Genomic DNA, 12,538 nt, shown 5'->3' with positions numbered 1-12,538 from the left:
CCGGAAAAGCGCTTACTTGTGCAGAAGGGGAGACAGGGGCTTGTAAATCAAAAAGCACAGCGCCACGGTCAGAACTCCCTTCAGGAAGGTAAACGGCATGTTAAAGGTGACAAGACATTCCAAAAGTCCGTTCACAGAGGGACGGATAGCCTGATACATGCCCAGAATCACATCAATGGGCATGAACTTGGCGTAGACGGGATAAGTAAAATAGTAGTTCAAAGGCACGGAGATGAGCGCCATGCACACCGCCCCAATCAACGCGCCGACCAATGCGCCCTTGCGGCTCTTATGCTGGCCGAAGCGATGATAGATAACGCCTGCGGTACCCACAAAAACGGCGCCCATCATAAAGTTTGCCGCCTCGCCCACGCCTCCGGTGGAGGTTTGCAGAAGGTGAAGGGCGTTCTTGATGAAGCAGACCGCCACACCGTACCACGGGCCGAGACTAAATGCGGCCAGCAGAGCGGGAAGCTCCGACACGTCCATCTTGACAAACGCGGGAATCAAGGGGACCGAGAAGTCCAGAGTCATCAGGACAAGGGCGACGGTGCTGAGCATGGCGGTGACGGTGAGCCGATGGGTACGGGATTTTGCATGGGTGCGGCCTGCTGTGGTGGTTTCTGGCTGGGACATAAAAAACACACTCCTTTAATTGTCTTGAAAACACCTTGAGTACTGAGTCTTCCCAAGGTGAAACAAGCAACAAAGGAGTACGCCAAGGCGCAGCTCTGCCGCTATGATCTTCTTCCATCCAGACTGTGCCTCTTTTTCGGAGGCTTCACTGTCGGTCCCGGAGTTGCACCGGGTCAGCGGACATCCAATGGATGCCCGGTCGCGGACTATACCGCCGGTGGGGAATCGCACCCCGCCCTGAAGACACGTATTCAGTTGCTTTCTGCCCATTAGTATACGACGGCGATAAAAAAAGTGCAAGAGGGAAATATGTCCTAAAAGAAAATTTTCGACTTTTTTATAGGTTTTCAAATTGGACTTTACAAATAAGAACGTCTGTTCTATAATGGTGCAGACTAATACCTATTGAGAAATATCGTCCGGCTACTGGCACAATACGCAGCTTGCTGGAGAAAGTCCTTTTTGCCAGAGGGGACGAAAGAGAAAGGGGGGAACCGCGAATGCGGGGAAGACAGTCGGCCTGCTGCTTTACGGGGCATCGACCGGGAAAGCTGCCCTGGGGCTATGAGGAGAGCGACCCTCGCTGCACGTCCCTGAAGATGCGGCTTTTGGATGCGGTGGAGGTCGCCTATGCGGAAGGATACGGACACTTTCTGTGCGGCATGGCGCAGGGCTGCGATCTATATGCCTGCGAATGCGTGCTGGAGCTGAAGCAGCGACACCCGGAGGTGACGGTGGAAGCGGCAATTCCCTGTCCCTCGCAGGCAAACGCCTGGTCCGAGGCGGAGCAGGCGCGGTATCGGCGGCTGCTTGCCCGGTGTGATTATGAGACGGTGGTTTCCGCCGCGTACAGTCCAAGCTGCATGCAGCGCCGGGATCGGTATATGGTGGATCACGCGTCGCTGCTGATCGCCATGTTCGACGGCAGCCCCGGGGGTACCCGCTATACCATTGAATATGCCATGCGGCGGGGACTGGACGTGGTGGATTTGCCGATTGTGGAGGAAACATGATGAAGGAATTAACTCTTTTTGCCCCGGCGAAGTTGAATTTAACGCTGGATATTCTCCGCCGCCGGGAGGACGGCTATCATAATTTAAAAATGGCAATGATTTGCGTAGACCTGCGGGACACGCTGACGGTGCGCCTGCGGGAGGATGGAAAGATTCTCGTCCGCGTCCCCGGCACGGATTTGCCAGAGGGGGAGGACAATTTGGCGGGTCTGGCCGCCCGGATATTTTTTGATGAAACCGGGTCTGCGCCCGGTGCGGAAATTACCATTGAAAAGCGTATTCCCGCGCAGGCGGGCATGGCCGGGGGCAGCGCCGACGCGGCGGCGGTTTTGCGCGCCCTGCGGACGCTGCTGCACCCCGCGTTGACGGACCGGAAATTGGAAACCATGGGGGAGCGGGTGGGCAGCGACGTGCCCTACTGTGTCCGGAGCGGAACGGCTCTGGCGGAGGGACGGGGAGAGCGGCTGACGGATTGGCCCTCTATGCCGCCCTGCCGGATCGTGGTGTGTAAGCCGGACTTCGGCCTGCCCACGCCGGAGTTGTTCGGACGGGTGCGGGTGGAAAAGCTGCGGGCGCATCCCGACCACGAGGCCCTGCACGCTGCTTTGCTGGGAAAAGACCTGCGGGCGCTGGCGAAATTGATGGTCAATGTGTTTGAAGAGGTCCTCACGCCGCAGGAGGCGGAGACGATTGGGGATATTAAGGCCCGGCTGCTCCGCTTTGGCGCGGCAGGTGCGGCGATGACCGGCTCCGGGCCAACGGTGTTCGGCCTGTTTGAAGACGAAGCGTCGGCTCGTGAGGCGTTTGATGCGCTGAGAGCGGTATATCCCCAGACCTTTTTGACCCGGCCCGCGCCGGAGGTATGAAATTCTGCGTTTCTGTCCAAACTTTTACAAACGGGCCGATTGCCCGGTACATCACCCGCCTTTCGGCGGGAACGTAAAAGGTAAAGGACGGAAACGGTATGGAAAAGACGAAGGAGCGCCGCGCTCGCCGAACGGGCCGCGTGCTGGAAATCGCGCTGGGGATCGGCCTTGCAGCGGCGCTGGTGTGGGGGATGTCCTCGCTCCACCGCCAGCAGGAGCTGGCGGACCGCGTGGTACGGCTGCATATTCTTGCTAACTCCGATTCGGAGGAGGACCAGGCTTTAAAGCTGCGGGTCCGGGACCGACTTTTGGAAAGAGCCACGGAAATTCTGGAAGCTTCGGAGGACCGGGCGTCGGCAGAGAAGGCCCTACGGGCGGCTTTGCCGGAGCTTCAGACTTTGGCGGCGGAGGAGATCGCCACAGAGGGGTATACCTACGCCGTGACGGCGGAGCTTGAAGAAACCACCTTTCCCACACGGGAGTACGAGGATTTCACCCTTCCGGCAGGTGATTATCTGGCATTGCGGGTGCTAATTGGCGAGGGCGCGGGGCGCAATTGGTGGTGCGTGGTGTTTCCGCCCCTTTGCACGGCCTCCACCACCAGTCTGGCTCAGACCGCCATGTCGGCGGGACTGAGCGACGACGACGTGAAGCTCATCACCGAGGACGAGGGCGGCTATGCCATCAAATTCAAGTCCATTGAGATTTGGGAAGCGCTAAAAGAGAAGCTTTCCTGAGGAATGCTTTTAAGATGGAATGTCTGTGGACTTCCATAGGCATGTTGCCCATTAAACTTCTGATTGATAAAGCTTTCGTTTATCGGTTTGCAGCTTTCGCCCTTGTGATTTGTGATTTCAATATGTAAGGGATAACCAAACGGCTCCGCCGGAACACTGTTCCGGCGGAGCCGTTACTGATATGGGATACATATGCGCAGCCGCATAGAATGGCTGCATCCGGTGCGAATGATATAAATGGATGGCAGGGGAGGGAGCTTACAGCGAAGGGCCGCTTAGTTGTCTTTTAGCTGGAAGCGGTCCACCAGCTCCCTCAGCATCTGAGCCTGCGCGGACAGCTCCTCACTGGAGGCGGCGGTTTCCTCCGCCGTGGCACTGTTGGTCTGCACCACGCGGGAAATCTGCTCCACACCCTGAGAAACCTGCTCAATGGAGCGAGACTGCTCGTCGGAGGCCTGCGCAATCTGGTCCACCGCCTGTGTGACGGCCTTAATGTCCTCCACCGTGGAGAGGAGGGAAGCGGCGGTGTCGTCCGCCAGAGCGCTGCCCCGTTGGACGGCCTCCGTAGAGGCCTGAATCAGGTCGGCGGTTCCCTTTGCGGCCTCGGCGGACTTGGAGGCCAGATTCCGCACCTCGTCCGCCACCACCGCAAAACCCTTACCGGCGGAACCCGCGCGGGCAGCCTCCACGGCGGCGTTCAGCGCCAGAATGTTGGTCTGGAACGCAATGTCGTCGATGGATTTGATGATGCGGCTGATCTGGGCAGAGCGCTCGTTGATATCGCTCATGGCGGAAATCAACTGCTGCATCCGCTCGTTGCTCTCGGAGATGCGGGTTGCGGCAAAGTCCACATCGTTGCTGGTTTTACGGGAAGCAGAAGCATTTGCGCGAACCTGCTGAGCCAAATCATCGATGGTGGCGGACAGCTCCTCCACGGCGGAGGCCTGCTCCGTTGCGCCCTGAGAAAGAGTCTGCGCCCCTGCGGAGAGCTGATCCGCGCCTACGGAAACCTGATCGGACGCCTGATTGATCTGCGACAGAGTCTGGTTCAGAGAGACAGAGATGTTTTCAAGCGCCGCCTTGATGCGGGCAAAGTCGCCCAGATACGCTCGCTTCAGGGTAAAGGTGAGATTGCCTCCGGCGATTTCATCCAAAACGGCGGAGATTTCGTCGATATAGTCCACATAGTCGTGGAGACGCTCCGCGGTTTTTCCGAAGTTGGCCGTTAGGGTGCCGAATTCGTCGCCGGAGAGGTGGTTCAGCTTGACGGTCAAGTCACCATCGGCCATGCGGCGGGCCGCAGCGTCCAGCTTCTTTACAGGGGTAATGACGATCAGACGGCTTATAATAAAAATCATGGCGATGAGAATCACAATGGATACAAGCGCGATGGTGGAAAGCAGAGTGGTCAGGAAATTCAGATCCTGCAAAATCTCCGCTCTGGGGACATAAGAAACCGCCACCCAGTTGCAGCCGGGAACCTGCTTGAGGTCCAGAGAGATTGCATCGTCGCCGGAGCCAAAGATTTGAAGGCCGTATACTTCCCCCGTAATCCACTGGGACACCTGCGAGTAGAGGGGATTGTCGGTAAGCTCGGAGAGGACCTGACCCGAAAGGGCGTCGTCCCTGTGTCCGATAATCATGTCGGTGTTGGCGTCCACTAGAAACGCGCTGCCGGTCTGCTCAAGCTGCACCTGCTTCACGATGTCGGAAAGGGCGGTTAAGTAAATGTCCGCGGCGGCCACGCCTCGAACGCTGCCATCCTGATTGTGCAGAGAGGAGGAGACGCTGACCACATTCATTCCCGTGATAATGTCCAGATAGGCAGAGCCGAAAACAAAACTGTCGGAGTTCAGGCCCTCTTGATACCAAACTCTTTCACGGGGCTCGTAGCTGGCGTCGGGAACGAAGCTCTGATGGAGAAAGGCACCGTCCGTGGTGGCAAAATAGAGGCCGTCGGGGAAGTCGTCGTCAGTACCGGCAATGTGGCGAAGGTACGCCAGCTCCTCCTCGGGCGTCATAGCCATATATTCCAGCGTGTCGCGCTGGGCGTCCAGCGTGGAGGTGACGCCGCTCATCCACGTCTGGACCATGCTGACCACGTTGTCGGTGTTGGCCTCCAGCAGGGAGTCTCCTCTTTCCAGAAGAATTTTGGAGGCGGCGGACTGGATAATCACCAAAATCCCGATGATGACCACAGCAATTATGGGAATCAGGGTAATCAGTAGCTTTGCCTGAATACCAAGCCCTCTTTTGCGGCCTGTTTTAGAAGAAGTCAAGGAGGCGGAACTTACGGCTGCTGCTCTCTCTTTTACACTTTTCATAATCTGTTCTCCATCCTTTCAACATCGAAATAGGTGCAAGCCCGTGTATGTGCCGCAGGATCTGGCGCTTTAGCAATGTTTATTGGAAAAGTTTAGTGGGGCTATTATAGCAGTTTGAATTCGACAATACAAGACAGAGAGATACATTTTCATAGAAGAAATTTAGTATATACGAAGAATTTTATATGGTTATTTTTAACAAAAAATGCGCAAAATTTTCTATTTATCCATCAATAAAACGCCTGCGGGGCCTTATTGGCCCCGCAGGCGTTTTATGCGATGAATCCGCGGACTAAAGATCCGAGTAGTGCAGGCTGGAGACAAGAGATTCCATTTTCTCCGCAGGGGTGCTTTCAATCCGAAGCAGGAGCCGCTGCTTTTCCTGAGGGGTGCAGGCGTCGTAAATACGGGCGGCCTCCGGGTTGTCCCGCAGCAGCGCGCCAAAGGCCATGGCGGAGGAAATTCCGTTGTCCATAATCATCACCTCAAGAAGAAGTATATCGCTTCCGGGGAAATTTATACCGCATAGAAGGGAGGAAACCTTTCGGCGGGAAGGGACTGCGCCGTCCCGTGACGGAAAGGGGAAAACAGATAAACAGGTCCTCGAAAAAAATTTGGATTTTTCTGTTGACAAAGCCGTTTTTCTTTGCTATACTGACAACTGTTCTGAGTGTTGCGGTTGCTACACAGCGTTGCGGGGCAAGGGATTCGGGGATTATCACAAACATATGTATGTGGTGTTTTCTTTCTCTTTGAAGAATCAAAATTTATATTTGCACTCACTAGTATCTGGGGGATTAGCTCAGCTGGGAGAGCGCCTGACTGGCAGTCAGGAGGTCAGCGGTTCGATCCCGCTATTCTCCACCAAGAAAAGTTCTGAAACATAACTGTTTCAGGACTTTTTTTTGTGAAATTTTAAAAGTAGCCGCAATGTGGTCGCAATAGCTTTCATATAGATGCTCAGTCTTCGCAGGGGTCTAGCTTAGCCATTTCCTGGTGAAGTTTATTAATATCGGCTTGTATATAGATGTCACTGGTAATGTCAAAATCAGCGTGGCCAAGTATTTTGGATAGAGTGTCATTGTCTATACCCAGGCTATGTTCGCCGCTCACAGACATGTCCAGCAGCTCCTGCAAGCGGAATCCGGTATATAAAAAGATAGCAATGATTTTTGACGTCTTGCTGGTGGCAGCGTCAGATAATACCAGATTGATTTCCTCCTCTGTAAATACATCCTCTCATGGGTTGATCGGGAGCGCCCCTTAGAGACTTCCACATCAACCGATGCTTGTATCGTGGCTGTGCTGATATCTCGCATTTTTATATGCTTGACATCTGCTAACTTCCCTCATGCAAGATCATACATCTCCTTGCTTTTTACTGATAGTTTGGGATAGTCTTTATCTTTACCAGATGTCGCAAACATCCTGCAGAGTGAGGTTGATTGTATCTGCAAGCCGACGCTTACTGTTTAGTTTATCCAAAAATTGCTGGGCGGCCTCCATGGGTGGAAAGTTCCCGATCCGCTTTTCGCCCTTCTCCACGCGGTAAGGTTTCCTACGGGGCCTGTCGGTCATTTTGCGGATGCACCCAGTTCCATTAGGGCGCTTCCGTCGCTTGCGCTCCTTGCGGATGAGCACCTTGCCGCAGTAACAGCAAAATACCCCATCATCCGGATATCCTTTTTGCATTTCGGACAGTGCATGGTCCCTCTTATGGCAAGCGCCGCCCCAGCGGGGCGGCGCTATTGATTGCTGGGCTTTATTCAGCCTCCGTGTCCAATTCGGGCACAATTTATTTTAGATGATTTAATTTAATAGTTGTGCTTCGTCAACTTCGAGGAGTATTTACGGCAGGTGTCCTTGACTATTTCATGGAAAAAGACTGAAGTTTCTCTATGCAGTGGGGGTATCCGCGGGGGCCTGCAATCTGTTGGGATATGCGGCTCAACAGATTGGTTATACAAAAAATTGCATGATTCAAAGAGATGCAAAAAATCAGTACTTTGGTGTGAAGCAACTGATTCATGTGAAAACCATTATCAATCTGGACCGCATTTTTTTGAATATCCTTACAATCAGCTTCCATTTGATTTTCAGGCGTTTTTCATTCCGGCATTCAGACAGAATTTGTTGTTATAAACAGCGCTACCGGAAATGCGGAATATCTTTATGAGAACCGCGATGCACATCGGCTCGGTACATTAGGGAAAGCTTCCGCGAGTGTGCCGCTGTTTTCCAAAATGGTAGAACTTGATGAGAAAAAATACCTGGATGGCGGATTGGCAGATTCGATACCCGTCGAGTGCGCGATGAAGTAGGGATTTTTAAAAAATGTGGTTATTTTAACTCGTAATGCGGACTCCGGCCTGACTATGAATCCTTATCAGCACAAATTATATCAAACATTTTACAAGAATTTTCCTCAGCTAATTCAGACGATATTAAATCGTCTGAATTAGCTGAGGAAAAATCAGAGGGCATTAGTGGATCGTCTTGAAAAAGAGAGAAAAGCATTTGTGATATGCTCCCTTCCCCATGTTCAGTGGTTTTTTATTTCCACTGTCTACTTTGAAGGGAGCATATCAGCATCGCGCGGAGGGGCCCTTTATTGTGCGGAAAATTTAATCCGATTCACCGAATCAGAGCTTTTTCATATGCGCACCGGCGGATTTCAGCATTAGCTTTTTTACGCCCTTTTCCTCAAAGTCCACTTCCACCAGCGCGTCGCCGCCCATAGGACGCACGGACAGCACCGCGCCTCTGCCGAAGGCGGTATGCTCCACGGTGTCACCTTGCGCCACCGCCATCAAAGTCTCCGACGGGGCTGTTGCTCTTTTCGGCGCAGGCGGGGTCGGTGTGCCGCCGTCACGATAGGTGCGAATGCCCCCGCTTTTATGGGAGGTACTACCGAAGCTGTCGGACCGTCCGGAATATCCTCCGGGGCGTCCGGAGCCTCCGCCAAAGCCGCCGGATTGCCCGTCCGCGCGCCCGGAATATCCTCCGCCAAAGCTGTCGCCAAAACCGGTGGGGGAGTCGCCAAAATTGTCCCAACTCCCGCCGCTTTCCGAAGAAGCGGCACGGACCTCCGGCTTTCCGAACCACTCATAGGTTTCCTCCGGCAGCTCGTCTAAGAACCGGGATGCGCGGTTGGCGCTGGTGCGGCCATACAGCATCCGCTGGCGGGCGTTGGTCAGGGTCAGCCGCTCCTTGGCCCGGGTCATGGCCACATAGCACAGCCGTCGCTCCTCCTCCAGCTCGTCCTGTTCGAACAGGGCGTTCATTCCGGGGAAGATACCGTCCTCCATGCCTACCACGTAGACGCTGGGGAACTCCAGACCCTTTGCGGCGTGGATGGTCATAAGGGTCACGCAGTCGTCGCTGCCGTCCATGGAGTCCAAGTCTGTGTACAGCGCAATTTCATTCAAGAAGCCGGACAGGGTGGGGTCCTCGGGACTTCCATCCAGAAAAGCCGCAATGCTGGATTTCAGCTCCTGCACGTTTTCCAGTCTGCCCCGGCTCTCCATGTCGTTTTTCTCTTCCAGCACCCGGACGTAGCCGGTCTGGTCGCACACCGCGTCGTAAAATTCCGGAAGGGCAAGGGTGCTGCCCAGCTTTCGCAGTCCGTCCACTAAATCCGCGAACTTCAAAAGCTTCGGGGCGGGGGCTTTCAGCTCAGGAAACAAGTCCGCGTTGCGCATTACTTCGTAAAGGGAAATACCTTGCTGGGCCGCGACGGACGAGGCTTTATCTATACTGGTGTTGCCGATGCCCCGCACGGGGACATTCACGATGCGCCGCAGGCGCAGGTCGTCCAGCGGATTGTTTAGCACGCAGAGATAGGCCAGCATATCCTTCACTTCTGCCCGGTCGTAGAACTTGGTGCCGCCCACCACCTTATAGGGCATTCCGTTGCGGCGCAGGGCGTATTCCAGCGCGTTGGACTGGGCGTTCATGCGGTAAAGCACCGCGCACTCGGAAAATTTCCGGCCTCGGTTTACCTGCATCATAATGTCGCCAACCACAAAATTCGCCTCGTCCGCTTCGCTGTAACTGGTGCGGATAGAAACTTTGTCGCCGCTGCCATTGTCCGTCCAGAGGGTTTTGCCCTTGCGGCCGGAGTTATTTTTGATGACTGCGTTGGCCGCGTCCAGAATGTTCTGGGTAGAGCGGTAATTCTGCTCCAGCCGGATGGTGCGGGCGTTTTTGTACTGCTGTTCAAAATTCAGGATGTTCTCAATGTTCGCACCCCGGAAGCGGTAGATAGACTGGTCGTCGTCACCCACCACGCAGAGGTTTTTCCGCCCGCCCGCAAGCAAGGAAGTGAGAAGATACTGCAAATGGTTGGTGTCCTGATACTCGTCCACCAGTACATAGCGGAATTTGCGCTGGTAGTACTCCCGCACCTCTTTGTCTTTTTGCAGCAGGGTCACGGTGTGGAAAATAATATCATCAAAATCCAGCGCGTTGGCAGAGCGGAGCTTCTCCACGTATTTGGCGTAGACCTTGGCAATGCGGGTCATTTTCCAGTCGCCGGAGTTCTGATACTGCTCTGCGAATTCCTTCGGGGTCTCGAAGCGGTCCCGGGATTTGCTGATAATGCCCAGCAAATCTCTGGGGGGAAAGGCCTTTTCGTCATAGCCCAGCTCTTTGAGAATGTCCTTGAGGACCCGCTTGGAATCGTCAGTGTCGTAGATAGTGAAGTCCTTCTGAAAGCCGATGCGCTCAATATCCCGCCGCAGAATGCGCACGCAGGCAGAGTGGAAGGTGGAGGCCCAAATGTCGTTTGCCTCCGGCCCCAGACGGTCCGCCAGCCGGGTTTTCAGCTCGCCCGCCGCTTTGTTGGTGAAGGTGATGGCGATGATCTCCCAAGGCCGGGGCGGGTCCACGGCGCAAAGCCGAACCGCCCGCCGTTGTTCCTCCGGCTCCGGGTCGTCGGGAAAGCGCTCCAAAAACAGAAGGTCCTCCTCCGTCGCGTCCTCGGGAACCTCGTCGCAGTCGCCGCCCCGGCCATAGGTCAGCAGATTATACACCCGCTGGATCAGAACGGTGGTCTTGCCGGACCCAGCTCCCGCCAGCAGCAGAAGCGGCCCCTCGGTGGTCATGGCGGCTTGCCGCTGCATAGGATTCAGCCGCCGAAGGTCCCGAGAAATAAAGGCTTTCAGGGCGGCAATAAAACGCTTGTTGAAGTCAGTCATATGTTCACCAGTTTTCTATAATCTCAACATCCATTTTAGGACAAAATAGGGCCGGGGTCAACCGTGGGTTTTATATTTCGCGCTTGACCGGTGCAGGCTGTGCATTGGAGCAAAGGCATAAAATCCCGTTTTTGTTGACGCTGCTTGATTGGAGTGATATCCTGATGAAAAAGGAGCGGGAGGGGAATCTGTGGGCAATTTTCGCGCGAGTTCATTGATGAAGCGTCCCGCAAACGTTCTGACGGCGGGCCGCATCCTGTTGTCTTTTCCTCTGGCTTGGGCCGCGCCCCTGTCTCCGGTATTTTATGTCCTCTATACGCTGGCGGGCGTCACGGACATGCTGGACGGCCCGGTTGCCCGCAGAACCGGCACCGTGAGCCGGGAAGGGGCCATGCTGGACAGCGTCGCGGATGCCGTGTTTCTGGCGGCGGCGCTCATCGCGCTTTTTCCGGTTTTGAGGGAGCGCTGCCCGAATTGGGGACTTTGGCCGGTTCTGGCGGCGGCGGCGCTACGGTGCGGGGCCTATGTCGTTGGTTTTTATAAGTACCGCCGCTTTGCCGCGTATCACACGCGGCTGAACAAGCTCACCGGGGCGGCGCTGTTCTGCGCGCCCTATCTGCTGTCGTTTTTGCAGAATGCGGAGGTGCTTTGGGCGGCGTTGTGCACTGTGGCGTGCGTCTCCGCCGGGGAGGAATTGTTGATTCAACTGCTGAGCAGGCGGTATCATCCGGATACACGAAGTGTGTTTGATTCAAAGAGGAGGGATTTCCATGTATGAATTGATTCAGGCCGCCCCGCGCACGTACTATATTCAAAGCCCTGCCAAAATGGGAATCTGGAAGCCCGATGGCGGCGACGCGGTGCTGATTGACAGCGGCGGCGATAAGGACGCGGGCCGCAAAATCCAAAAAGTTCTGGAATCGCAGGGTTGGACGCTGGGGTGCATTCTCAATACCCACGCAAACGCCGATCACAACGGCGGCAACAGCCTGCTGCAAGCCCGGCTGGGCGTTCCCGCCTATGCGCCGGGGATTGACGCGGCCATCACCACGTATCCAATTCTGGAGCCGTCGTTTTTATATGGGGGATATCCCTGCAAGGAACTCCGCAATAAGTTTTTGCTGGCCCAGCCCAGCGATTGCCGGACCCTGACGGCGGAAACTCTGCCGGAGGGGCTGAAAATGCTTCCTTTGCCCGGCCATTTTTTCGACATGTGCGGCTTTCAGACGGAGGACGGTGTGTGGTTTCTGGCAGACTGTCTTTTTGGCGCAAACATTCTGGAAAAGTACCATGTTAATTTCATCTATGATGTGGCGGGCTATCTTCAAACCTTGGATTTGCTGGGGACGCTGGAAGGCAGTCTCTTTATCCCCGCTCACGCCGACCCTGCGGAGGATATCCGCCCTCTGGCGGAGTTGAACCGGGCCAAGGTGCTGGAAATCCGCGGGCTGATTGTGGAGCTGTGCGGGGAACCGATTTGCTTTGAAGAGCTTTTGCAAAAAATTTTCCAGCGCTATCAGTTGACCATGGATTTCAATCAATACGTGCTGGTGGGGAGCACCATCCGCTCTTACCTTTCCTATCTCCACGACAAAGGGGACTTGGCGGCGGAGTTTTCCGCGTGCAGGCTTCTTTGGCATAGAGCATGAACCTTTTACAGCCGAGCGCCCCACGTCTCTTGCGGGCGGCAGGGGGCAGGATACTTTCAATATGACCGAAAGCCCCGCGCACAGACCAACGAGCAGCGCTTGGACACTGAAACGG

The 12,538-nt window shown here is 55.1% G+C and carries 11 protein-coding genes, 1 tRNA gene and 1 riboswitch; of the genes, 7 read left to right on the top strand and 5 right to left on the bottom strand.

What is annotated here, in order from left to right; genetic code table 11:
- Positions 1–12: 12 nt before the first annotated feature.
- Positions 13–636: an ECF transporter S component gene (locus RTU96_RS06730; RefSeq protein ID WP_293009694.1), complete on the bottom strand. Its 624-nt coding sequence runs from the start codon at positions 634–636 to the stop codon at positions 13–15.
- A 102-nt stretch (positions 637–738) separates the two neighbouring features.
- A riboswitch (FMN riboswitch) is annotated at positions 739–885 on the bottom strand.
- A gap of 251 nt (positions 886–1,136) precedes the next feature.
- Here RTU96_RS06730 and RTU96_RS06725 point away from each other — a divergent pair.
- The 3 genes from RTU96_RS06725 to spoIIR all read left to right on the top strand — a co-directional run bounded on the left by RTU96_RS06725 (position 1,137) and on the right by spoIIR (position 3,252).
- Positions 1,137–1,649: an SLOG family protein gene (locus RTU96_RS06725; protein ID WP_312635724.1), complete on the top strand. Its 513-nt coding sequence runs from the start codon at positions 1,137–1,139 to the stop codon at positions 1,647–1,649.
- Entirely contained in the window at positions 1,646–2,515 is an 870-nt protein-coding gene (gene ispE, locus RTU96_RS06720; RefSeq protein WP_312635722.1) for a 4-(cytidine 5'-diphospho)-2-C-methyl-D-erythritol kinase, read from the top strand. Before RTU96_RS06725 ends, ispE begins: the two co-directional genes overlap by 4 nt.
- A 98-nt stretch (positions 2,516–2,613) precedes the next feature.
- Entirely contained in the window at positions 2,614–3,252 is a 639-nt protein-coding gene (gene spoIIR, locus RTU96_RS06715; protein WP_312635719.1) for a stage II sporulation protein R, read from the top strand.
- Between the two features lie 275 nt (positions 3,253–3,527).
- On the opposite strand, the gene RTU96_RS06710 is transcribed toward spoIIR, so the two are convergent.
- Both RTU96_RS06710 and RTU96_RS06705 read right to left on the bottom strand, forming a co-directional pair.
- The gene (locus RTU96_RS06710) at positions 3,528–5,576 is read right to left on the bottom strand and encodes a methyl-accepting chemotaxis protein (RefSeq protein ID WP_312635717.1); all 2,049 of its coding nucleotides are present in this window, start codon (positions 5,574–5,576) and stop codon (positions 3,528–3,530) included.
- Positions 5,577–5,868: 292 nt separating this feature from the next.
- On the bottom strand, positions 5,869–6,051 hold the full coding sequence (locus RTU96_RS06705; RefSeq protein WP_312635714.1) for a hypothetical protein: 183 nt from the start codon (positions 6,049–6,051) through the stop codon (positions 5,869–5,871).
- 316 nt (positions 6,052–6,367) lie between these two features.
- Here RTU96_RS06705 and RTU96_RS06700 point away from each other — a divergent pair.
- Positions 6,368–6,443, top strand: a tRNA-Ala gene (locus RTU96_RS06700).
- A gap of 540 nt (positions 6,444–6,983) precedes the next feature.
- Here RTU96_RS06700 and RTU96_RS06695 read toward each other — a convergent pair.
- Entirely contained in the window at positions 6,984–7,268 is a 285-nt protein-coding gene (locus RTU96_RS06695) for a hypothetical protein (RefSeq protein ID WP_312635713.1), read from the bottom strand.
- Between the two features lie 425 nt (positions 7,269–7,693).
- Between RTU96_RS06695 and RTU96_RS14745 the strand changes: the two genes are divergently transcribed.
- Positions 7,694–7,897, top strand: coding sequence for a patatin-like phospholipase family protein (locus RTU96_RS14745; RefSeq protein ID WP_397356597.1), 204 nt, complete (start codon positions 7,694–7,696; stop codon positions 7,895–7,897).
- Between the two features lie 321 nt (positions 7,898–8,218).
- Here RTU96_RS14745 and RTU96_RS06690 read toward each other — a convergent pair whose 3' ends face one another.
- Positions 8,219–10,774, bottom strand: coding sequence for a UvrD-helicase domain-containing protein (locus RTU96_RS06690; RefSeq protein ID WP_312635710.1), 2,556 nt, complete (start codon positions 10,772–10,774; stop codon positions 8,219–8,221).
- Positions 10,775–10,964: 190 nt separating this feature from the next.
- Between RTU96_RS06690 and RTU96_RS06685 the strand changes: the two genes are divergently transcribed.
- Positions 10,965–11,552, top strand: coding sequence for a CDP-alcohol phosphatidyltransferase family protein (locus RTU96_RS06685; RefSeq protein ID WP_312635708.1), 588 nt, complete (start codon positions 10,965–10,967; stop codon positions 11,550–11,552).
- Positions 11,545–12,423 (top strand): MBL fold metallo-hydrolase, encoded by an 879-nt coding sequence (locus RTU96_RS06680; protein WP_312635707.1) that lies wholly within the window; start codon positions 11,545–11,547, stop codon positions 12,421–12,423. The genes RTU96_RS06685 and RTU96_RS06680 overlap by 8 nt, the downstream gene beginning before the upstream one ends.
- Positions 12,424–12,538: the final 115 nt, after the last annotated feature.

The organism is Oscillibacter sp. (genome assembly GCF_032018205.1).
In the GTDB taxonomy this organism is placed as follows: Bacteria; Bacillota; Clostridia; order Oscillospirales; family Oscillospiraceae; genus Oscillibacter.
Note: the sequence above shows the minus strand (reverse complement) of the source record. Positions and strands in the feature narration are given on the sequence as shown.

Bases quoted from the DNA above. Each gene is read 5' to 3' on its own strand.
- RTU96_RS06730 (WP_293009694.1), bottom strand. From the start codon at position 636: ATGTCCCAGCCAGAAACCACCACAGCAGGCCGCACCCATGCAAAATCC.
- RTU96_RS06725 (WP_312635724.1), top strand. From the start codon at position 1,137: ATGCGGGGAAGACAGTCGGCCTGCTGCTTTACGGGGCATCGACCGGGA.
- ispE (WP_312635722.1), top strand. From the start codon at position 1,646: ATGATGAAGGAATTAACTCTTTTTGCCCCGGCGAAGTTGAATTTAACG.
- spoIIR (WP_312635719.1), top strand. From the start codon at position 2,614: ATGGAAAAGACGAAGGAGCGCCGCGCTCGCCGAACGGGCCGCGTGCTG.
- RTU96_RS06710 (WP_312635717.1), bottom strand. From the start codon at position 5,576: ATGAAAAGTGTAAAAGAGAGAGCAGCAGCCGTAAGTTCCGCCTCCTTG.
- RTU96_RS06705 (WP_312635714.1), bottom strand. From the start codon at position 6,051: ATGGACAACGGAATTTCCTCCGCCATGGCCTTTGGCGCGCTGCTGCGG.
- RTU96_RS06695 (WP_312635713.1), bottom strand. From the start codon at position 7,268: ATGCAAAAAGGATATCCGGATGATGGGGTATTTTGCTGTTACTGCGGC.
- RTU96_RS06690 (WP_312635710.1), bottom strand. From the start codon at position 10,774: ATGACTGACTTCAACAAGCGTTTTATTGCCGCCCTGAAAGCCTTTATT.
- RTU96_RS06680 (WP_312635707.1), top strand. From the start codon at position 11,545: ATGTATGAATTGATTCAGGCCGCCCCGCGCACGTACTATATTCAAAGC.